The organism is Halomonas sp. ATBC28 (genome assembly GCF_005937175.1).
Taxonomy (GTDB): Bacteria; Pseudomonadota; Gammaproteobacteria; order Pseudomonadales; family Halomonadaceae; genus Vreelandella; species Vreelandella titanicae.
In genome coordinates this window covers 34098-54091 of sequence record NZ_VCQL01000008.1, presented here as the reverse complement: position 1 = coordinate 54091, position 19994 = coordinate 34098, and the positions used below count along the sequence as shown (strand labels likewise).

Annotated in this window: 23 protein-coding genes; 5 read left to right on the top strand and 18 right to left on the bottom strand. The window is 53.1% G+C overall.

Annotation, left to right across the window (positions count from 1 at the left end; translation table 11 throughout):
- Nucleotides 1-216 precede the first annotated feature (216 nt).
- A complete protein-coding gene (locus E0L35_RS10785) occupies nucleotides 217-1122 on the bottom strand; it encodes a LysR substrate-binding domain-containing protein (RefSeq protein WP_022523735.1) in 906 nt (301 codons plus the stop codon).
- Between the two features lie 119 nt (nucleotides 1123-1241).
- Between E0L35_RS10785 and E0L35_RS10780 the strand changes: the two genes are divergently transcribed.
- On the top strand, nucleotides 1242-1943 hold the full coding sequence (locus E0L35_RS10780) for an NAD(P)H-dependent oxidoreductase (protein ID WP_022523736.1): 702 nt from the start codon (nucleotides 1242-1244) through the stop codon (nucleotides 1941-1943).
- A gap of 56 nt (nucleotides 1944-1999) precedes the next feature.
- On the opposite strand, the gene E0L35_RS10775 is transcribed toward E0L35_RS10780, so the two are convergent.
- From E0L35_RS10775 to E0L35_RS10750, 6 genes are all read right to left on the bottom strand, one after another.
- Nucleotides 2000-2320 (bottom strand): DUF1330 domain-containing protein, encoded by a 321-nt coding sequence (locus tag E0L35_RS10775; protein WP_022523737.1) that lies wholly within the window; start codon nucleotides 2318-2320, stop codon nucleotides 2000-2002.
- Nucleotides 2321-2394: 74 nt separating this feature from the next.
- Nucleotides 2395-3030: a LysE family translocator gene (locus tag E0L35_RS10770; RefSeq protein WP_138800282.1), complete on the bottom strand. Its 636-nt coding sequence runs from the start codon at nucleotides 3028-3030 to the stop codon at nucleotides 2395-2397.
- Between the two features lie 50 nt (nucleotides 3031-3080).
- Nucleotides 3081-3488 (bottom strand): VOC family protein, encoded by a 408-nt coding sequence (locus E0L35_RS10765; protein WP_022523739.1) that lies wholly within the window; start codon nucleotides 3486-3488, stop codon nucleotides 3081-3083.
- Nucleotides 3489-3568: 80 nt separating this feature from the next.
- A complete protein-coding gene (locus tag E0L35_RS10760; RefSeq protein ID WP_138800281.1) occupies nucleotides 3569-4108 on the bottom strand; it encodes a GrpB family protein in 540 nt (179 codons plus the stop codon).
- 32 nt (nucleotides 4109-4140) lie between these two features.
- The gene (locus E0L35_RS10755; RefSeq protein ID WP_138800280.1) at nucleotides 4141-6120 is read right to left on the bottom strand and encodes a M48 family metallopeptidase; all 1980 of its coding nucleotides are present in this window, start codon (nucleotides 6118-6120) and stop codon (nucleotides 4141-4143) included.
- Nucleotides 6121-6138: 18 nt separating this feature from the next.
- Nucleotides 6139-6735 carry a LemA family protein gene (locus E0L35_RS10750; RefSeq protein WP_171051144.1) on the bottom strand — a complete coding sequence of 199 codons (597 nt, stop codon included), beginning with the start codon at nucleotides 6733-6735 and terminating at the stop codon, nucleotides 6139-6141.
- Nucleotides 6736-7072: 337 nt separating this feature from the next.
- On the opposite strand from E0L35_RS10750, the gene kynA reads away from it, so the two are divergent.
- From kynA to E0L35_RS10735, 4 genes are all read left to right on the top strand, one after another.
- Nucleotides 7073-7909 carry a tryptophan 2,3-dioxygenase gene (kynA, locus tag E0L35_RS10745; RefSeq protein ID WP_138800278.1) on the top strand — a complete coding sequence of 279 codons (837 nt, stop codon included), beginning with the start codon at nucleotides 7073-7075 and terminating at the stop codon, nucleotides 7907-7909.
- Between the two features lie 83 nt (nucleotides 7910-7992).
- Nucleotides 7993-8688, top strand: coding sequence for a hypothetical protein (locus E0L35_RS26635; RefSeq protein WP_249362127.1), 696 nt, complete (start codon nucleotides 7993-7995; stop codon nucleotides 8686-8688).
- Between the two features lie 3 nt (nucleotides 8689-8691).
- Nucleotides 8692-9222 carry a hypothetical protein gene (locus E0L35_RS26630; RefSeq protein ID WP_249362126.1) on the top strand — a complete coding sequence of 177 codons (531 nt, stop codon included), beginning with the start codon at nucleotides 8692-8694 and terminating at the stop codon, nucleotides 9220-9222.
- Between the two features lie 12 nt (nucleotides 9223-9234).
- Nucleotides 9235-9999 (top strand): alpha/beta hydrolase, encoded by a 765-nt coding sequence (locus E0L35_RS10735; protein WP_138800277.1) that lies wholly within the window; start codon nucleotides 9235-9237, stop codon nucleotides 9997-9999.
- An 89-nt stretch (nucleotides 10000-10088) separates the two neighbouring features.
- On the opposite strand, the gene E0L35_RS10730 is transcribed toward E0L35_RS10735, so the two are convergent.
- The 11 genes from E0L35_RS10730 to E0L35_RS10680 form a co-directional block, all read right to left on the bottom strand.
- Entirely contained in the window at nucleotides 10089-10574 is a 486-nt protein-coding gene (locus tag E0L35_RS10730) for a VOC family protein (RefSeq protein ID WP_138800276.1), read from the bottom strand.
- Between the two features lie 56 nt (nucleotides 10575-10630).
- Nucleotides 10631-10870, bottom strand: coding sequence for a hypothetical protein (locus E0L35_RS10725; RefSeq protein WP_138800275.1), 240 nt, complete (start codon nucleotides 10868-10870; stop codon nucleotides 10631-10633).
- A 69-nt stretch (nucleotides 10871-10939) separates the two neighbouring features.
- Entirely contained in the window at nucleotides 10940-12253 is a 1314-nt protein-coding gene (locus tag E0L35_RS10720) for a S8 family serine peptidase (RefSeq protein ID WP_138800274.1), read from the bottom strand.
- Between the two features lie 196 nt (nucleotides 12254-12449).
- Nucleotides 12450-13241, bottom strand: a complete 792-nt coding sequence (map, locus tag E0L35_RS10715; protein WP_138800273.1) for a type I methionyl aminopeptidase — start codon at nucleotides 13239-13241, stop codon at nucleotides 12450-12452.
- Nucleotides 13234-13440, bottom strand: a complete 207-nt coding sequence (locus E0L35_RS10710) for a ParD-like family protein (RefSeq protein WP_022523750.1) — start codon at nucleotides 13438-13440, stop codon at nucleotides 13234-13236. The genes map and E0L35_RS10710 overlap by 8 nt, the downstream gene beginning before the upstream one ends.
- 88 nt (nucleotides 13441-13528) lie before the next feature.
- Complete coding sequence (locus E0L35_RS10705; protein ID WP_138800272.1) at nucleotides 13529-14899, bottom strand: CHAD domain-containing protein; 1371 nt, start codon at nucleotides 14897-14899, stop codon at nucleotides 13529-13531.
- A gap of 53 nt (nucleotides 14900-14952) precedes the next feature.
- Complete coding sequence (locus tag E0L35_RS10700; protein ID WP_138800271.1) at nucleotides 14953-15354, bottom strand: DUF2784 domain-containing protein; 402 nt, start codon at nucleotides 15352-15354, stop codon at nucleotides 14953-14955.
- Between the two features lie 9 nt (nucleotides 15355-15363).
- Nucleotides 15364-16590 (bottom strand): GGDEF domain-containing protein, encoded by a 1227-nt coding sequence (locus E0L35_RS10695; RefSeq protein ID WP_138800270.1) that lies wholly within the window; start codon nucleotides 16588-16590, stop codon nucleotides 15364-15366.
- Nucleotides 16591-16656: 66 nt separating this feature from the next.
- Entirely contained in the window at nucleotides 16657-17454 is a 798-nt protein-coding gene (locus E0L35_RS10690) for a M48 family metallopeptidase (protein ID WP_138800269.1), read from the bottom strand.
- A gap of 274 nt (nucleotides 17455-17728) precedes the next feature.
- The gene (locus E0L35_RS10685; RefSeq protein ID WP_138800268.1) at nucleotides 17729-18529 is read right to left on the bottom strand and encodes a hypothetical protein; all 801 of its coding nucleotides are present in this window, start codon (nucleotides 18527-18529) and stop codon (nucleotides 17729-17731) included.
- Nucleotides 18530-18746: 217 nt separating this feature from the next.
- Nucleotides 18747-19967 carry a crosslink repair DNA glycosylase YcaQ family protein gene (locus E0L35_RS10680; RefSeq protein WP_249362125.1) on the bottom strand — a complete coding sequence of 407 codons (1221 nt, stop codon included), beginning with the start codon at nucleotides 19965-19967 and terminating at the stop codon, nucleotides 18747-18749.
- Nucleotides 19968-19994: the final 27 nt, after the last annotated feature.

Here is a 19994-nt window from a genome sequence, read left to right as displayed (position 1 = left end):
TGCCAGAGCGACGGCTCTTAAATACTATGAGTTGAATTCAGGGGAACAGCATTTCTCACCTGCAGTAGGACGAGCATCAGCTCGGAGATACACTTTAGAAGCTCCTTGAACAACAGCGAAGCTTCGAAGGTCATCCAGCAGCGTGGCCTGTTAACCAAGTCAGTAAGGTGGATGGGTAGCTTGCCTATAAGATAACGGTATAAAAGTCCTCCACTATCAATTCATCAACGTACACAACCCACCCGGCACCGCCAAAACCCAATCACTGATCGCTTGAATGGTTGGGTCATGCCGTCGGCTTTCTGGGTAGACCAGAAAGAACGGCTTACCTTCAAATTCGGGGCCGAAAGGTTGCACCAAACGCCCCTCTTCCAACTCATCCTGAATCAACTGGCGGCTCATCAGCGCTACACCCTGCTCCCCAACGGCAGCCGAGATAGCGTGGGTCTCATCAGAAAAGACCAGCCCGGCACTCACGTCCAGCCCAGGTACCCTTGCTTCTTTCTGCCACGTCGCCCAATCCAGTGGTGATGATATGGCCCCCTGACTGCTGAAGTGAATCAATGGGTGCAAAGGTAGCTGTTCTACCTCGTGTAGACCAAGGCGTGGGCTACAGGTCGGGATAAAGGTGTTATCAAACAGCTTCTCGGCGACCAACCCTGGCCAACGGCCATCGCCATAGCGAATGGCAATGTCTGCCGTGACCCCATCCAGAGGAACCGACTCATGCGAAGCATGAATACGCAGATCTATATCTGGATGGGAGTCACGCAGCATACACACCCAGGGCAGCAACCAGCGCACCGCAACCGCTGGCGTTGTAGAGAGCGTAACGGTTTGGCGAACAGGTACAGCACTCAACCGCTCGACAACATGACTAATGCTATCAAACGCAGTCTCCAGAACCTGCAGTAGCTCACGGCCCTGAGGTGTCAGCGCCAACTGTCGGGGTTTACGTAAAAATAGGGTAACGCCTAGCGCCTCTTCAAGACCCCGAACCTGATGGCTAATGGCAGTGGCAGTAACGGATAATTCCTGCGCCGCCTGCTTGGCACTTTCATGGCGGGCAGCGGCTTCGAAAGCTCGTAGTGCTGAAAGCGAGGGTAATCGGCGATGGTTCATGAATGAGTTTCACTCATCTATAGCTGCAAGAAAAGATCGTTTGTTCAGGCTGAAAGGCAAAGCCTAAGCTAAGCCTGTTGTTAATCATAGATGAGTTCAACTCAGATTAGGAGGCCACCATGACACACATCCTGCATATAGACGCTAGCGCCCGCCCCGGTATTGCTGGCACAGATAACCACGGCTCGCATAGTCGCCATTTAACCTATCAGTTTGTCAGCCAGTGGCAATCAAGCCGACCGCAAGACACGGTTACCTATCGCGATATTGGTCAAAACCCACCGTCGATTATCAGCCACGACTGGATTGCGTCTGCCTTCGCCCCCGAAGAGCACCGAGAAAGCTGGATGAAGGACGCACTGACAGAGAGCGACCATCTGATTGATGAGTTAATTGCTGCTGATATTGTGGTAATCGGAACGCCGCTATACAACTTCGGTATGCCTGCCGCCCTCAAGGCGTGGGTCGACCAAGTAGTACGGCCCGGTCGAACGGTAGAGTTCGATGACACCAACCCGATAGACCCTTACATACCCAAGCTCACAGACCGAAAAAGGCATGCCGTTGTGCTCACCGCTAGAGGCGGCGTAAATATGGCGCCAGGTGAAGAAATGGCCCATATGAACCACCTTGAGCCACACTTGGCCACAGCACTGGCATTTATCGGCATCACTCGCGTTCACTACATCGCGATCGAAGGACAGGAAGTGGGCGGCGAGGTATTGGCCAAATCGGTTGCTGCCGCGATACAGAAAGTTGAAACGCTTGTTGAAGAGTTGCAGGTAGCGTTGGAAAGCACGCCATCACCTCAACCGGCCTAAATTATAGTTAATGGTCTTTCATCGTAAATACGCTGAAGTATAAGGAGCGGCTATCGCTACCCAAGGATGTCCGCTCCTTTATGCCCTTCTGGTACACCTTGAACTAATAGCACATCGCCCTCTGTATTCCGGGTACGCAATGGGCGGATCGCTTTATAAGCAGCCGAGTCATACCAACCTTGCGCATGCTCCATGGAAGGAAATTCAATCACCACCATATCCCCTGTCCACCCTCCCTCAAGCGGAATGTATGGCCCACCATGCACGAGGTATTTGCCCGAGAACGGCGCGAGGGTTGCATCAATGCCTTCTAAATATTGTTTAATTTCAGGATCGAATCGGGTTTCGCGGATAAGAGCAACGGCGTAAGCAGACATTATCACCATCCTTCATTTAAACGAAAAGAGACCTCCTCCCCAGCACTTCAAAAACAAAAATAGCATTACGTAGCCTACCTTGCACTCGCAGCCAACCGTGCACCCAACGCGACGAAAAGTGCTCCAAGGGATCTATCCATCCATAAACCAACGTGTGGTTTTCTCTTTAAGTAAGCACCCAACTTAGCACCAGCCAAAACCAAAGGGGGCTCTATTACGGCAGCAACTGCAATAATAAGGCTGCCATGCAATAAAAGCTGTGCCTCGGCTGGGCCAGCGCCTTCCACGATAAATTGCGGCAGGAAAGCCAGAAAGAAGATAGCGACTTTGGGGTTTAGCGCAGATACCAGCATGCCCTGCCAATAAACAGTGGAGAGGTTCTTGTTACCCGGCTTTTCTGCAGCGACAAACTGATCCCCTTGAGACAGCAACATTTTAATACCGAGCCATATCAGGTAGGCGGCCCCTACCCATTTAACAATCGAAAACGCCAATGCAGAGGTGGCTAAAATAGCCGAAAGACCAACTGCAGCCATTACTACATGGAGCGCCGCTCCTGTCCAAATCCCAAACATAGCGGCAAACCCTTGTCGTCGCCCGCTACGTAATGTTTGCCCCAGTATGTAGGCAATATCTGGCCCCGGCGATAGGTTCAAAAGCACGGCCGCTGATAAAAAAGTCATCCAGTGCAGCAATGTATACTCAAACATAAGCGCTCTCTTGTATTTTTCCTTTGCCAAGCTAAAAGAATGTTAACGTGCTAGTTGGAAAGGTTCAGCTGCCAGGAAACGCCGTATTTATCATTCAACCATCCGAATTTTTCACTAAAGCCGTAATTATCTAGAGGCATCAAAACCTTACCTCCATCGCTCAATGCTTTAAATACGTCTTCTATTTCTTTCTCTGAGCCGCACTCAACGTGTAATGACATTGTTGGCGTAAAACTGAACTGATGGTCGTAATAGCTATCCATTGCCAGGAAGAGAGTGCCGTTTATCGAGAAGCGGGCGAGCTTAACTGCCCCTTCGGGATCATGCCCCCCAGCTTCGACACGCTCGATATCGATGATTTTCGAGTTCTCAAATAGCGAAGTGTAAAACTTGATAGCTTCTTCGGCTTTACCGGCCTGATCCCCCACAAACATTAAAGATGTTTTGATAGTCTTCACTTTAACCTCCCATTTCATTTGACGCGCTAAGCGTTACTGTAGAAAGGTCTGCAAAACAGACGCGACATTGACTGCTGTGGTTAAGAGGCATTCTTGAGCGCCTGTTTAATGAAATCCCCTTTCGCCGCCGTATAGGCTTCTCGGTCTGACGTAAATTCCGCCGCCCACAGACGCTTCTTTTTCTCATAACGTTGCGCCAGTTCAGTATCAGCGCGCAGTCTATTGCGAAAAGCCAATCGCCGATGCCACTCTTCACCGCCATACACCATAAGATGCAGATGATGCGTCCTACGCCCCTCGGCCCATCGCATTAACCAACGCCGCCCGACCAAGGAAGCGTTGTACGCTAATGATGTCGCATATTTGGCACGGCACAACGGCTCCAGCAAGTCATCAGCCTGGTGCATTGACTCTACGCCTGCCAGGATATCGATGATTGGCTTGGCCGAGAGACCATGAACAGCGGTACTTCCGATGTGCTCAATGGCTAGAAATTCATCTGGAAATAAATCCAGCAGCCTGTCTCGCTCCTTCTCGAATAGAGCTGGCCAAGCCATATCATATGGAAATAGCGCGACCTCCTCATGGATGGCTCGATTTAAAGATTCCGTTTCATCCATGGCTGAGGCTTCCCTGTATCGAAAATTGTTGCCTATGCTTCATCTGATAACAGTGGCGGCATTGGGCACTCGAGAATATCGGCCATAGCACGGAACAGCTCGGCTTCAGCAGGCAAAATACGTGCGCTATGTTCAATACAGCGTGCCATCGCTTGCAACAGCGCGGGCTTATGCAAAGGCTTTAAGCGCCGCAAGCGCTCAACCGCCAGGCTGAGTGCACGCATATCACTTATATCGTCAGTGGCCCTCAATGAGAATGGCAGCTCACGCTCAGCGGCATTAAGCGCAGCGCTTATTTCAACTGGGTCATCTTGACCGGCGGTGGCAAGCACCGTCAGTAGCAGCTGACACTCCCGCTGCAGGTCGTTTATCTTGAGGTTTGAAGGCCCACTGCCTTGCTTGCTGATGTTATTCAACACCAACTGATATAGCGTCCACTCCAACAGACTGACCTGACCATCCGCCTCGATCAGCCTTTCCATACAGAGGCGAAAATGCTGGGCCTGCTCCATCGAAAGCGAGCGTAACGCTGGCAGCGCCAGTTCAATCAGTGGCAAGCGTAACTGTACATCCAGCCTCAACATTTCCGGGCCATAATCCATCAACGCCCGATAAACGTCTGGCAGTGCAACTTGATGCAACGCCTTAAGCTGATGCCTACGCATTGTCTTATCCTGGCTAAGCAGCAGTGCATAGATCAGAGCACGAGCGGCATGGGGCTCATGGGCGGCGCTTTTAATCCGCTCAGGCAGCGCATCTAATCTCGCTCTAGCCTGATTAAGATGGCGCTGGTCAGGCTGGCCCATGGTGTTAATGGCAGTTTGAGCAGAGGCACCGGTTAACACAGCCGCCATTGCCCCCGTTCCCGTTGCTGTTCCCGAGCCAAATCTGGGCTCTGCTTCAGACCTCTCACCGTCGCCTTCAATTTCAGGTGCGTGATTCTCGGTTTGCTGGGTGGGCCAGTTCTGATGGCCATTGACAGAGACTTCGAAGCGGCCATTCCAATCGGGCATGACCCGCTTGATACGATCTTTAATCGGCGGATGGGTGGCCATCATTTGGCTAAAGCCCTGCCGCACGCCTTGACCGAAGAACAGGTGGCTGAATTCCGCCGCCTGTGTCGCTTGCAGGTAAGAGCCCTGGGTGTGCGAGCCGATTTTAACCAGCGCGTTGCCAATCCCCTGAGGGTTGCGGGTAAACTGCACCGCAGAGGCATCCGCCAGATATTCACGCTGCCGACTAACCGCCGATTTGATCAAATTGCCAAAAAAGGTACCCGCGTAGCCGATCAGCATTAGCACCGCCCCCAGTGCTAAAACGACAGCGCCTGAGTTGTCGCGTTTTCCACCGCCGACCCGCCGAAAGCGCATACTACGCAGCAATGTTCCGCCCAATAAGCCAATGATTAGGATGCCATGCAGTATGCTGATCAGGCGCATATTCAACCGCATGTCACCATGCAGAATATGGCTAAACTCATGCGCTACGACGCCCTGCAGTTCATCCCGCGTCAGGTTTCGGATCGTGCCGCGAGTAATCCCGATCACTGCATCATTGGTTTGATAACCGGCGGCGAAGGCATTGATGCTCTCCTCCTCCAGCACATACACGGAGGGCACTGGCGTTCCAGAGGCAATCGCCATCTCTTCAACCACATTGAGAATACGCCGCTCATCAGCATCACGGGTATTAAGATTGATCTCGCGTCCACCAAGGGCTTCTGCCACTACCCGGCCACCACGCCTTAGCTGACTGCGTTTAAATAGCCCGCCCAGCACCACGACGGCCAACACCGCAATAGCAACGCCAGTGACCAGTTCAATCGAGAGTGCCGACCACATCCCCTGAGCAGAAAGATTGGTTTGTGTAGCAGATTGCTCCCCCATTAGATGCAGCGCGATGGTAATTGCGAGCGTGGTAACAGCAATCAGGGCAAGTACTGCCAGTACCATCAAAACGACCAGACGCCCGGTTTTACGACGAGCGTTATCCTGCGCGGTAAAAAAATCCATGTCGCGTTTTCCCTGAGCTTAGAACGACACCGTCGGCGCCACTTGAATCTGGGCACTGTCTTCAAACTCTAACAACGAGGCATCCTGCCCATGGCCGAACATGCCCGCCACTGCTACCGGCGGGAAGCTCTGCCGATAGGTGTTGTAGTGCATCACCGCATCATTAAATGACTGCCGCGCAAAGGCCACTTTGTTTTCAGTGCTGGTTAGCTCTTCTGACAATTGCTGCATATTTTCTGAGGCTTTTAGATCCGGGTAGGCTTCCATGACCACATTGAGCCGCCCCATCGCCTGTGTCAGCACGCCCTCTGCACCGCCCAGGTCTGCTATGGCTTTGGCACTGCCTGGGTTTGCCGCGGCCGCTTTTAGCCCAGCGGCGGCTGTATTACGAGCCTCGATGACCGACTGCAGCGTCTCCCGTTCATGGCTGAGGTAACCTTTTGCGGTCTCTACCAGATTAGGAATCAGGTCATGCCGACGCTTAAGTTGCACTTCAATTTGCGCAAAGGCGTTCTCAAAGCGATTTTTCAAAGACACAAGTCGGTTGTAGATACCGATGACGTAAAACGCGATAACGGCGATGATCGCCACAGTGATGATGATAGTGAGCACTATGGTTCTTCCTTATAGTAGGCATTCGTCAGTAAAAGCCGGTCTATGAAAAGCTAGACAATGAATGCCTAGCTAGTGAAAAAAGTAGCCACCAAGTTCAATATCCGACGTTCACACATCACTTTGCAAGCTTAGGGAGAAAGGGAATGTCGACATAGCATTGCTCAAGATCACCTTTCTCATAAAACACTGTGATCGTATCGGTACCTGCTCGAAACGATTATCGAGCAGGGCCTGAAGCTCGCCGCCGGTATACTCTGGGACTTAGGTGAACCTAAAGAACAGGCTTGCAAACAAACGACAACAACCACACATTGCACAGCAACCAAGGCAGAATAAAATGACGACTCCTGAAGAAAACAGCGTCGATAATGAAGCCATTCATTGGGATCAGGATATTAGCTACGGCCAGTACCTGGATCTGGAACCTTTGCTTGCTTGCCAAAATCCGGCTTCTGATGAACACGATGAATTACTCTTTATCGTTATCCATCAAGTATCGGAGCTATGGATCAAACTGTGCCTTCACGAAGCTCATGGCGCCGCAGCGCATATTCAAGAAGATAACCTGCGCCCTGCTTTCAAGATGCTATCGCGAGTTTCCAGAATTCAGGAACAGCTTATCAAGGCCTGGGAAGTGTTGGTCACCATGACCCCCGCCGACTATGCCAGCTTCCGAGACAGCCTTGGCCAAAGCTCTGGGTTTCAGTCCTATCAATATCGGGAAATGGAATTCCTGTTGGGTAACAAGAACGCCAAGCTAATCGAAGCCCACAGATCAAAACCCAAACACTACCAAAAACTTCAGGAATCCCTCCACTCGCCCAGTCTTTACGATATCGTGCTGCAGCTGCTTGCCAAACGCGGTTTCAGCATTCCGGAAAGCAAAACCCAACGCGATTGGAGTATCCCCTACACCGCCAGTAGCGAGGTGGAAGCGGTCTGGACGGAAATCTACCGCAACAGCGAACAACACTGGGATCTATACGAGCTTGCTGAAAAATTGGTGGATGTCGAATTCAACTTTCAGCGCTGGCGATTCAGCCACATGAAAACGGTCGGGCGTATCATTGGCTATAGACGCGGCACAGGCGGAACGGCTGGGGTGAACTATCTGGTCAAAGCGCTGGATCTTCAGTTCTTCCCGGAACTGTGGAGTGTTCGGACGACGATATAAGCACTTGGCGCGCTGCTGCGCACCCAGTTTAACTACCGTCTTGATATTCAAAACAGCGACATACAATTTTTCGGAGCAGCCATATGCCTGTAAGCCTGGATAGTGTTCGTGAGCGTGACCGCCAAGACCCATTGGCAGACTTTAAAAGCCATTTCGCCCTGCCTGAAGGCGTGCTTTATCTTGATGGGAACTCACTGGGCGCTCAACCGAAGGCCGCCAAACAGGCGGTCGATGAGACTCTGGATCAATGGCGCGACCAACTGATCAAAGGCTGGAACCAGGGCTGGTTCGATGCTCCGGAACGCTTGGGCAATCTGCTAGCCCCGGTGATTGGTGCGCAACGCGGTGAGGTAAGCGTCACTGACAATATCACGCTAAATATCTTCAAGCTGCTGGGGTATATCCTCGGCCAAGGCAAGGAGGGTCGCCAGGCGGTTCTTAGCGAAGGCGGCAACTTCCCGACCGATGGCTACATCGCCCAAGGCTATTGCCGGGTGAGTGGCGCCGAGCACCGCTTCCTGCCCGAAGGAGGCAACTTGGCCGAACACCTCGACGGTGTAGCCGTGGTGGTACTGAGCCAAGTTAATTACCGTACTGGCAAATTACGCGATATAGCCACCACCACGAAACTGGTGCACGACCACGGCGCGGAAGTCATCTGGGATTTGGCCCATTCCGCAGGCGCACTGCCCATTGATCTAAACGGTTGCGGTGCTCGCTACGCCGTAGGCTGTACGTACAAGTACCTTAACGGCGGCCCTGGCGCGCCAGCTTTTTAATACGTGCATAGCGATCACCAAGACAAAGGTTGGCAGCCGCTTTCCGGCTGGCACGGCCATGCATCGCCCTTCGCTTTTGAAGCGGATTACACCCCAGCGGGGGATATTTCCCGCTTTCGCACTGGCACCCATTCGGCACTTGCCTACGCCGCTCTGGAAGCCTCACTCGCCCTATGGAGCGAGGTGGACATGCAGGCGCTGAGAGAAAAAAGTCTGGCAATGAGCGACCTGTTTCGAGAGTGTTTAAGCGATATTTTTACCACTCATAATATTGACGATATAACCCCATCAGCCAGTGAGCGCGGCAGCCAGGTATCACTGGTGGATAGTCAAAACGGCTACGCTATCGTTCAAGCCTTGATTGCCCGCGGAGTGATCGGCGACTACCGGGAACCCGGCCTAATGCGTTTTGGTTTTACCCCGCTGTATCTCAGTTTTGAAGATGTTTGGCAGGCCGCCCAGCACTTCCGCGAGGTAATGGAAAGCGGTGAGTACCAGGATCCGCTGTTTCATGTGCGTGATGCCGTTACCTAATAGAGGTACGTGATGACTGAAATACCCCTGAACCTCGCCTACTCGCCGAGCCATTTCGCTCGGGATTTCGAAGCCACTTTAACGCGCCAGGCAGCTTTAGGTATCGACCTGGTGGCACGCCACCAGCCGATTACCCTGCGCTACGGTGAAGATCCGGCGGCCCGTCTCAACCTGTTCGTCCCGGAAAGTACCGCGGGCCCCTGGCCATTGATGCTATTTATTCACGGCGGCTACTGGCAGGCGCTGGATAACACCGCCACGGACTTTCTGGCTGAACGCTACCTGGCCCGTGGTATGGCCTTCGCCTCCCTGGGTTACGGCTTAGCACCGGAAACCTCCATTAACACCATGGTGAGCCAATGCATTGAGGGGATTGGGGCAGCATGCAACGCCCTCGCGGATAACGGTGGCGTGTGGTCTATTGTATTAGGCGGCCATAGCGCCGGTGCCCAGCTAGCCTACTGGGTAGCCACCAGTGGTGATATACCCATTGATAAGTTGATACTGGTTAGCGGCGTTTATGACCTAACACCATTGGTGGATACCTACGTTAACGAAGCGCTGGAGCTCACTCCACCCCAAGCGCTTGCGTTAAGTCCTAAATTTGCCGATTCCAGCAAACTACCCTCATGCCAAGTGGTGATCGCCGAAAGCGATCCGCCCGCTTTTCGCCAACAAACACACGATTTTGTTGCAGCGTTAAAAACTAGCCATATCCAAGTCGAGCTCGTGGATATAGCTAATTGCGATCACTTTGATGTGTTAGATGCTCTATGAGTTTGAACAAACAATCGGCAGGAGCAAGTACAACAATGGCCAAAATTAAGCGGCCGAATAACGTGTAAAGCAGTGTTACTCACCCTATCTCAACCGTGAAGCGCCGATTCAATGTCCGCGATGTTGATTTTTTTCATCTGCATCATCGCGTCGAATGCGCGCTTAGCGACGGCAGGATCGGGATTGGTAACGGCGTTAATCAGCACAGCAGGCGTTATCTGCCACGATATTCCCCATTTATCCTTGCACCAGCCACAGGCACTTTCCTCGCCACCATTGCTAACAATGGCATTCCAATAGCGATCCGTTTCGGCTTGGTCATGCGTTGAGACCTGAAAAGAGAACGACTCATTGTGCGTAACCCCAGGCCCGCCGTTGAGTCCAAGGCACGGAATGCCCATCACGGTAAACTCTACGGTCAATACATCCCCTTGCTTACCCGATGGAAAGTCTCCCGGTGCGTGATGAACCGCCCTAACAAACGAATCAGGAAAGGTATCAGCGTAAAAGCGTGCTGCCTCTTCTGCACCACCATCGTACCAAAGGCAAACAGTGTTCTTTGCGGGGGTCGTCATATCACATCTCCACTAAAACCATCGCGTCATCAAGCCCAGTGAAATATTTACCGAGCTTACCAAGTCTCCTCAGAGCCCGGTGGCCCCACATCGATCTGCATATCAGGCGCTATATCCACTACGCCTTTGACCTTTTTCAGCCGTTCCGCCGTGGCATCGTCTGCCGAGCCGGTAATGCAACCGATCTCTTCCAGCACCTCCTGGATATTTAATCCTTCAGCGCTGAGACGCGTGGCCATCTCATTTATCGGTTGATCGCTGGAAATAGTGATCAACCATAACGCTACCGTTGGCATCTGGCATATCTCCCTAGTAAGTGCACTGGGCGGCCTGAAAGGAGCGCCTGCCCAGTGCATCGCCCAACATCAAGGCGCTTGTACCAACCCAGCTCCCACGCGGGATTCAGGCGATGGCAGCTCTTGCACCGAAGCCACTAGCTGTTGCCACAGTTTCCTTCCCCGCAATGAGGCATCTGATTGCGCCCACAGTGCCGCGCAGCCTGCCACGTGTGGCGCCGCCATGCTGGTGCCACTGATCGTTTTATGGCGAGTGGGCCGGGGCCATGAGGAGAAGATATCGCGCCCAGGCGCGGCAATCTCGATCTTGCCATGATTGGAAAAGCTGGAGGGCTTCAGGTTCGGATCGAGAGAAGCCACCGACATTACAGTAGGCGAGTTGGCAGGCGCCCCTGTATTGGTAGCTGAATTACCCGCTGCAGCGATAACGAGACACCCATTACGCAGTGCCGCTTCACCAGCATGGGTGTAAGCGGCCTGCACCGGGCTCTGGCTGCCAAGCGACATCGAGATCACCTCACAGCGGTTGGCGATGGCCCAGTTCAGGCCAGCGAGAACGCCCGCCCCGGTACTGCTGCCCGAGTTGGTCAGCACCTTGCCGACGAAGACCTGCGCCTCATACGCGATCCCGTAACGCTGTGTGTTTTCACCGGGCGCCTGGGGGCCACAGGCCGTGCCGATACAGTGAGTACCGTGCCCGTTGATATCCTGCACCGGCTCCCCAACGAATGAGCGGGTAACGAACTCCCTACCCTCGAAATCCGGGTGGCCAAGATCCATCCCGGTATCCAGAACGGCGACGTTTATACCCGCGCCACTCCAGCTACTTTGCGGCACCTTACAGCGTTTTAGCCCCCAAGTTGGCCGAAGGGCGTCCTCTTCAAGGTTCTCTTCGCCTTCTTCCAAATCCAGCTCAACGCCAAGATCACGAGCGATGGTGCTGGCTGCCCGCAAAAAACCCCGTAGATATTCAGAATTTTCAGAAAAGGCGAAATACTCTGGCTCAATAATTTCGATGGGACTATCCGCGGCTACCTTACCCAGCGCACTCATGCCATGCTGCTGTAGGGCATCGCCGCCTACCAGCGCTACTCCAATCTCCGGAAATACCATTGCCTCAGCATCTCCGGCATCTTCCAGACTAACGGCTTGATCGGTGAAATCCCGCGCATCTGCGATCCGAAATTTCTGGGCTTTTAGCGACTTAATGCCCTCTTCTACCCGCCCCTCACGATAGCTAATCAGAAAGCGCCCGGTTTCAAGGCAATTGCCGCCCCGCTCTAAGGCTGCCAATAGCAATTTTTCGGTGCCGCATGAAACAGTGGCGAGTAACTCACCCGCTGGCGTACTGCCTTTTCCGTTACCTGTCGGTTTTTTCGCCATCGTAGACATCCTTTTCATTTAGCTGTTAAGCGATATGGAATAGGTGAATCATAGACTCCATGCAAGAGAAAGCATGCCTAGCTATGCCACATCCACCATTTCAGCTTAACGCACCTGATATGCTTCGCCAGATCGATTTCAGGCTACGGCCCTTAAACATGCAGGGCGCTTAAACGAAGGAGGATAGATCATGCCGTTATGGGTTAATCTCAGTAGGGAGGCACTCGTCATCGCGGAGTGTTAGCACTTCGAAACCAGAGGATGTGACCGCTACCGTATGCTCCCACTGAGCAGACAATTTCTTGTCACTGGTCACCACCGTCCAGCCATCCCGCTTGGTTTTTATCTTGGCCCTGCCCTGATTAATCATGGGCTCGATGGTAAACACCATCCCTTCTTTCAACGCCAGGCCTCTGCCTCTCTTTCCGTAATGCAGCACCTGCGGCTCTTCATGCATTTCCCGGCCAATGCCATGGCCGCAATACTCACGTACAACAGAGTAGCCGTACTTTTCGGCATATTGCTGAATTGCGTAGCCCACATCACCCAACGTGGCACCTGGCTTGACCGCGTGTATTCCTTGCCACATGGCTTCGTAGGTTTTATCGACCAGGCGCTTGGCATAGGGAGTCACATCACCGATCAGATACATCTTGCTGGAGTCAGCAATAAAGCCGTCTTTCTCCAGGGTAATGTCGACATTGACGATATCGCCTGTTTTGAGTATTTGCTTGTCGGATGGAATGCCATGGCACACCACGTGGTTGACTGAGGCATTCAATACGTACTGGTAATCGTATTGCCCCTTACTGGCCGGGCGAGCCTGCAATTGATCGACGATATAACGCTCGGCCCAATCGTTAATAGCCATGGTGGATACGCCGGGCACTATCCGTTGGTCGAGATGACTGAACACCAATCCGAGTAGCCGTCCGGCTTCCCGCATCAAACGCAACTCCTCCTCGCTTTTCAGCGTCAGCTCACTCACCGACCACCTTCCTTACTTCAACGTCGGCTTGTTTCATTTGCTCACGCATGATGTCAGAGAAGGTCATTCCCGGATTGGCCTCAGCCAGCATACCCACCTTTATCCAGTACTCTGCCTGGGCATTGATTGAGCGCACCATGACAGTGCTTGCCTTGCGAATATCCTCATGCAACTGGTCATTGATCTTAACGATACCCATCACACCACCCAATATATGAAACGAATATGGAACATATACGAATCATATATTGCGTAACGATTGGCGGCAAGGCTACCTGATTACGTTGTTACGGGGACACGTTGGCCAGAGGTTCCAACGCCAATACTTCTTTGCGCAGCACAAGCTTCGGCTTCTCTAACGAATCGCGCCACTGAACACACTCCTGCTGTTGCTGCGAGTCGTTATCGGGGTTTGCGACAAAGGCATCCAGCCAGGCCTGACGAGAACACAGGTCTTGATACTCCCCGAGCAGGCGCTGGCGGTGCTTCAATTGGGGCAGAAACGGCTCAGGGGTCTCTGGATTCAGATCAGCCAGGTAACGAATCCGCTTCACGCCCTTCCGCAGTTCATGGAACTCGGTGTCATGGGTATCCAGCGAGAGTGCCGCCAGGTCTTCATCGTGGCGTGCGATACGCTCATTCAGTACCCTACGTATACGCTTTGGCGTAAGTTTCGAAAGCGCCTTACCAACGTCATCGGAAGCGATAAAGTGCTGCCATGCCTCCATCTCCTCAGCATACGCCGGTGCACTTAACTGCTGGCACAGCGCCTGGTGGCGTTCCCGCTGGCAATCCTGGAGCCACTGCATCAATCCCTGGCGACTACCAGGAGTGAGCGGCGGGGGCGTCTTGGCCATATCCTCCAGAAACACATCAATATCACGCAGGTCACTGGTAGCCTGGGCACGTTGCTTGAGCCGCTTAAGCATCTTTTTCAGGCCAGGCACTCGGGTAATGGCGCGCACGGATTCACCCACTGCCCGGCTACGACGCAGATTAACCCGGTACTGGTGCAGGAACTCAGGATCAATGCCTGCGATGACACCGGCTTCCAAGGCACGGATCATCTGATACTGGTGCTCCATCATGTCACGCATGCGGCTGGCGGTGTCGTTATTGCGTTTGGGTGGTTGGGGGGCAAGGCGCTGAAAAAGGGGATAACTGGCCGCCTCCGGGGTCAGGCACCCTGCCAGTTTGGCTCCGCCCTGCCTCACGCTTTCCCAGGAAGAGCCGGGCAGCGTGAAATGCAGCACGCTCCCGGTGGGCAGTGAATGCGGCGCAGCCTTGTCGAGCCAACGAGCCAGATCATGCAGCGCCGGGTTATGCCCAATCACCAGGACTCTTTCGGCTTCGTTTGGTAACGATTCGAGCCAGGCCTGCAGCCCGCCACCATCGAACGTGTAAAGGTCTTCATCGAAGTGAACCTGGTTGACCAGAGTATGATCAGGCAGTTGGCCTGCGATCTCATCGAAGGTTTCCCGCGTGCGAGCCGCTGTGCTGGCGTAAATCCCCCCTTCTAACGCTTGCCAGTGCTGAAGCACATGTGCCATAGCCGCTGCCTGACGTTTACCACGCTTTCGCAACGGCCGTTGATGGTCGGTCATATCGCCACTGGACTGCTTAGCCTTGGCATGCCGCATTAGGTATAGGTGCCGCATGGGTTCGCTCCCAAGCACAGTATGATACGCAAAGTTTAGTACACGCCCATCTTCTAGCGAGAGTGCTGTCGAGGCTTCACCACAAACCAACTGGCCAACACCAGGCTACCGAATAGCGTGTACACCACCACAAACACCCACTCCGGCAAAGTGAAATAGAGCAGGCTGTGCAGCCAGTACTGAATAAACGAGCCCGAATAGATGACGGCGCCCGCCTCTGCCCTCAGCGCCATTTCCCAGGTGGTTAACGGGCAAACCACGCCAAGCCAAGCCTGAACCACCACATAACCTATGGCGCATAGATGCACGATACGAAAGGTTCTATTGCGAACCCACCGCCAGCTGAAGAAGTAGCCTGCGTAAATGGCGACCAGGCCTAACACCACGAAGGCCACAAACAGCACGTGGAGAATTAGAAGGGTGTCGGCGAGCATTAGCAGCAGTGATGGGGGCATAGGAAAGCGCTACTTGTTGCCAACGGGTGAATCTGGTGCTTCGACAACATCGCTGCAGACGACGACTTGGTTCCTCCCAGCGCGTTTGCCAACATAAAGCATCTCATCCGCTCGTTTAATTAAAGACTCCAGATCGGCTTCCTCTGAATCGGTAGCCGCCAAGCCAACGGTGACGCTTGGGCGCAGTTTGCCCATCTCTTCTGTTAACGAAAGTTCAGCCACCTTCTTTTTCAAACGCTCTGCTACCATTTGCGCATCGTGCGAGCTGGTGTCCGGCAATGCAACGACAAACTCTTCACCACCAAAACGTCCTATCACATCCGTTGGGCGCAGCGACTCGGCACAGACTTCGGCAATTTTGGTTAGCACCCAATCCCCGTGGCTATGCCCCCAGGTGTCGTTAATGTGTTTGAAGTGATCCACATCGATCATAAACAGGCTAAATGGCACCTTGTGGGATTGCGAGTGCTGCAACAGATCTTTAGCCAGTTTTATAAAATGGCCGCGATTATTCAGGCTGGTCAGCGCGTCCTGCTCAGCGACTACCCTCAGCTGTTCTTCCAGTGATTTTCGGTGCGCGATCTCTTTGTGTAATTGGTGGTTATTCTCTCGCTCTTCTTGAAGCAGTGCATATTGCTTACGTTGCAGGCATTCCAAGCGCAGCAGGGCGAAAAACCCTACAACGCTGCCCATAATCAGCAACAGTGCGACCAACAGCGTCGCTATCGGGCTAAGCCCCGCAAACAGTACCGCAGCCACTAAAAAGCCAATATTTAAATAGAGGCTGGCCGCTGTCACGACTGTTAGCGGATTGGGAATCAGAAGATAAAACGCCATGGTAGCCACCACCACCGGGGTGATTTGAGTGGGGAGGCTTTCGGGTCGTAGGGGGACAATCAATATAATGCCCGTGGCAAATACCCACAGCGGTAAGGCGTGCAACCAAGCACGGTAATCATTGCCACCCCAGCGCCGCACAACGAGTGCCACCAACAGGCAAATGCTCACCACCACTATTCGCATGGTAAGCAGCAGATAGAACTCCCTGGTCAGGCCCAGCAGGTAGTAATCCGCAATCGCGAACATGCCAAAGACACATGCCGCAACGCTCACAGCAAAGCTAAACTCAAGCCGCACGCTTTCCTGGATAGAGCGGCGATACATCAACTCACGGCTGGCATCGCAAAACTGCCCGGTTAACCCATGCACCTGATACTGTTGTTTCTGTAATGGCACAGCCCCACACTCCCGACGTCACGTGGCAATTTTTCTTATTTTATCAATAACGCGATACCACTCACCTCAACATTCAGCAGGCGTAACCGTACGATAGCTGGCCGTGGCCTTTTCCAGCCCTTGCTGTAATGCCCGAATGCGCGATTCATGGGCAGGATGCGTAGAAAGAAATTCAGGGGGCTGACCACCACCGCTAGCAGCCATGTTGCGCCACAGGGTCACGCTCTGCTGCGGGTCAAACCCCGCACGGGCCATAATTTCCAAGCCCATCAAATCGGCCTCCTCCTCATGGGTGCGGCTGAAAGGCAGGCTAATGCCCAGCTGGGCACCGATACCCAAGGCCTGCATCAATTGCTGGTTGCCAAATTCCTCTTCCCCTAATAACCCCACCACCAATAACACGGCTTTAATGCCAAGCTGCTGGGTAAGCCGCTCATTGCCATGATCCGCCAACACATGCCCCACCTCGTGCCCAATCACCGCCGCTAGCTGGGCTGGCGTCTCGGCCACTCGCAGTAGCCCGCTATGCACCCCGATGCGTCCACCCGGCAGAGCAAACGCATTGGGGGAAGCATCCTCAAATACCACCACTTCCCAGCGTTCAGGGAAAGCGAGCCCTGGGTAGCTCGCCTCAGCGCCAGCCACCACTTTTTCGGCCACGCACTGCACCAATTGATTAGCCTGCGTATCGCGATTGATCGGCTGGCTATTGCGTAGCTGATTAAAGGCATCTTCCCCCATGTCAGCCATTAACGCGTTCGGTACTAACGCCAATTGGGAGCGCCCGGTGGGCGTTTCCCCACAGCCAGCCAAAGAGGCCAGCAACATCAAAAGGAAAAGAGGTAACAGAAATCGCCGATGCATCGGATAGTATCGCCTGGATTAAGAAATGTGCAGTAGAGTGTAAGGCGCTTCGCAGGCGTGGCGCTCGTTGCGTTCATCAACGCTACCCAGCCCAAGGTGCCGGTCGTTATCGTAGGCTACAAACAGGCGGTCATGATCCAGCCCAGTACTAAGCTATAACGAGCCTTCCGCACCTTATGGGGCGGTAGATACCGTCGATGACCTCCCCGTTCCAGTGGCGGGGAGGCACGCCTATATCGCTGTGCTGCAAGATGCTATGCGTTAAGGCTGCAAATCATTCAGGCGTTTGCGCTTCGTCACGCATCACTTCGAGGGAAGTGATTTCAATGGTGAGCGCATCACGCGTTGCTTCTAACTCACTTACCCGATCACCGACTGCTGAAAGTTGGTTATTGGCCTCTTCTATCTGAGTATTTAGCGCTTCAAGGTCAGCTTCAACCTGACTGCGGGCATCTTCTGCCTCTTGACGAGCCTGTTGCGCGGTATCGCTGGCGGCTTCGGCCTCTTCAATCTCGGCGTTGAGCGCTTCAAGGTCTGCTTCAGCCTCGCTGCGAGCGTCTTCTGCGTCTTGACGAGACTGTTGAGCGGCATCGCGGGCGGCTTCGGCCTCTTCTTTCTCTTTTTCTACCTCGGCGTAGTTCTCATTCAGCTCTTCAAGGCTGCTCTGCCGTTCGTCGACCTGCTCATTGAGGGTCTCCACTTCTTCTTCGCGGGTTTCACGCTCGCCCCGTAAAGCCTTCAAATCTTCTTCAGCGTGGGAAATATCTGCTCGCGTCGAAGCTAGCTCGGCTTCAGCATCAGCTTGCTCAACCTCAAGGGCGCTCATTCTCTGCTGCAGTGTTGCTAAATCAAGCTCCGCGGCTTCAACCTCAGACATCTCCGCCTGAATCTGTTGATGCTCCCGCTCGGTTTCAACCAGACGCGCTTCGAGCGCATCCATACTGTCTCCCCGCGACCCAGCAATGGTGTGCGCCACCACGGCCCAGACCACCGCAATAATCGCGATGACCAAGAGCACCTTTACCCGGTTATCGCTCAACAATGCTATCGTTGATGGTTTATTTGTCCCTGTCATTGGTGCAATCCTCTCGCTTAAGCGTTATCGCTAATATAGCAGCTAACGTATCTACGTCAGCAGGCCGTCATCTGCCCCGTTGTTAATATGGAGGAAAGTTTTTGATTCGGCTAGAAACGGTCATTCAACACATTCATGTACCTGAAGCCATGGCTCCGAGGAAAATTTTTCCAATAGCAACGCCTGGCTTAGATACCCCCCCCCTGCCTAGATCCTTTCACCCCAGGGGTTTTAACGCGCTGCGCAACCGCTGAGTCAGGTGTTCAGGTTGGACTGCATTCAAAGAGACGGAGTCAGATTTTTGAAAATGACAAAACTGAACGATGGCTTCCACAAAAGCAGTAACGACTCTATGTTCATCAAAAGGGTGTGGCTCGAAATATAAGTTCTTGATCTCTAAGTGACTGGTTTTGCGATGGACTTTACAATCCATCCGGCCAACAAACTCATCGCGATAAAGAAGCGGCAGGCAAAAGTAGCCATACTGACGCTTGGCTTCGGGCACATAGCATTCCAACTGATAGTCGTATTGAAATAGCGCTTTGAGCCGCTCCCGCTGAATGACACTGTTGTCGAATGGTGAAAGAATCAACATACGCTCTTTCAAACGAGGCAGGGAGCGTTCGAGTGCCCCCCTTTCCAATATAAATTCATCGCCACTGCTCACTTTTACTTTCTCTAAATCTCCCTGTGCCAACCTTTCATTTACCAGGGCATTCACAGCTTTGCGTAACTCTGCCTTTCGGCGCAGATAGGTCAGCCCTTTGAGTGAAGCAAACCCATGACAGCGCAATTGTTGGTCTACAAGGTGCGCCGCATACTCCTCCATGGAGGGCATCTGTAAATTTACGTGAGATGGCAATACCCGCTCGGTTAGATCATATGTCTTTTGAAAGCCGTCGCGGTCGCTGACCATCAGATCGCCTTGCATATACAGCTGTTCAAGTGCCTTTTTGGCTGGCTTCCAGTCCCACCAACCTGCACGTTTTATGGTGCTAGCCCCTACATCTCGAGACCGCAGCGGGCCATCTGAACGTATGCGAGCCAACAACTCTTCCATTAGCTTTTTATCAGGTGATCTAAACCAATGTGTTTGCCCGCTTTTGATAGCGTTTTTGTAGGGCAAGGAAAAGCGAAAATCGGTAATGGGTAAAAATGCAGCCGCGTGCGACCAATACTCAAAAATGTCTTTATTGATCAACAGCTGGTTCAGCATGTGTGGCTCAAACCCTGGTACCCGGGAGTGAATAACATGATGATGGGCTCGTTCCACCACAGATATGGTGTCTATCTGAACATAACCCAGGTGGTTAATCGCTTTACGGGCACCGGCTAAGCCACGTCCATAAGGCTTATTCTGCAGCAAACCTTGCGCAGCCAGAGCAAGGCGGCGTAAGCGCGACAGCTCTTGTGGGCTTTTAATTTCAGTGATTGTCATACTTGCCTCGAAGCTCGTCATTAACAG

What these genes read in the sequence shown, in the direction of transcription:
- E0L35_RS10705 (WP_138800272.1), bottom strand. Translation starts at nt 14,899, where the DNA reads ATGCGGCACCTATACCTAATGCGGCATGCCAAGGCTAAGCAGTCCAGT.
- E0L35_RS10710 (WP_022523750.1), bottom strand. Translation starts at nt 13,440, where the DNA reads ATGGGTATCGTTAAGATCAATGACCAGTTGCATGAGGATATTCGCAAG.
- E0L35_RS10760 (WP_138800281.1), bottom strand. Translation starts at nt 4,108, where the DNA reads ATGGATGAAACGGAATCTTTAAATCGAGCCATCCATGAGGAGGTCGCG.
- E0L35_RS10775 (WP_022523737.1), bottom strand. Translation starts at nt 2,320, where the DNA reads ATGTCTGCTTACGCCGTTGCTCTTATCCGCGAAACCCGATTCGATCCT.
- E0L35_RS10785 (WP_022523735.1), bottom strand. Translation starts at nt 1,122, where the DNA reads ATGAACCATCGCCGATTACCCTCGCTTTCAGCACTACGAGCTTTCGAA.
- E0L35_RS10735 (WP_138800277.1), top strand. Translation starts at nt 9,235, where the DNA reads ATGACTGAAATACCCCTGAACCTCGCCTACTCGCCGAGCCATTTCGCT.
- E0L35_RS10685 (WP_138800268.1), bottom strand. Translation starts at nt 18,529, where the DNA reads ATGACAGGGACAAATAAACCATCAACGATAGCATTGTTGAGCGATAAC.
- E0L35_RS10720 (WP_138800274.1), bottom strand. Translation starts at nt 12,253, where the DNA reads ATGGCGAAAAAACCGACAGGTAACGGAAAAGGCAGTACGCCAGCGGGT.
- E0L35_RS10770 (WP_138800282.1), bottom strand. Translation starts at nt 3,030, where the DNA reads ATGTTTGAGTATACATTGCTGCACTGGATGACTTTTTTATCAGCGGCC.
- E0L35_RS10680 (WP_249362125.1), bottom strand. Translation starts at nt 19,967, where the DNA reads ATGACAATCACTGAAATTAAAAGCCCACAAGAGCTGTCGCGCTTACGC.
- E0L35_RS10755 (WP_138800280.1), bottom strand. Translation starts at nt 6,120, where the DNA reads ATGGATTTTTTTACCGCGCAGGATAACGCTCGTCGTAAAACCGGGCGT.
- E0L35_RS10725 (WP_138800275.1), bottom strand. Translation starts at nt 10,870, where the DNA reads ATGCCAACGGTAGCGTTATGGTTGATCACTATTTCCAGCGATCAACCG.
- E0L35_RS10690 (WP_138800269.1), bottom strand. Translation starts at nt 17,454, where the DNA reads ATGCATCGGCGATTTCTGTTACCTCTTTTCCTTTTGATGTTGCTGGCC.
- E0L35_RS26635 (WP_249362127.1), top strand. Translation starts at nt 7,993, where the DNA reads ATGCCTGTAAGCCTGGATAGTGTTCGTGAGCGTGACCGCCAAGACCCA.
- E0L35_RS10700 (WP_138800271.1), bottom strand. Translation starts at nt 15,354, where the DNA reads ATGCCCCCATCACTGCTGCTAATGCTCGCCGACACCCTTCTAATTCTC.
- E0L35_RS10780 (WP_022523736.1), top strand. Translation starts at nt 1,242, where the DNA reads ATGACACACATCCTGCATATAGACGCTAGCGCCCGCCCCGGTATTGCT.
- E0L35_RS10730 (WP_138800276.1), bottom strand. Translation starts at nt 10,574, where the DNA reads ATGACGACCCCCGCAAAGAACACTGTTTGCCTTTGGTACGATGGTGGT.
- kynA (WP_138800278.1), top strand. Translation starts at nt 7,073, where the DNA reads ATGACGACTCCTGAAGAAAACAGCGTCGATAATGAAGCCATTCATTGG.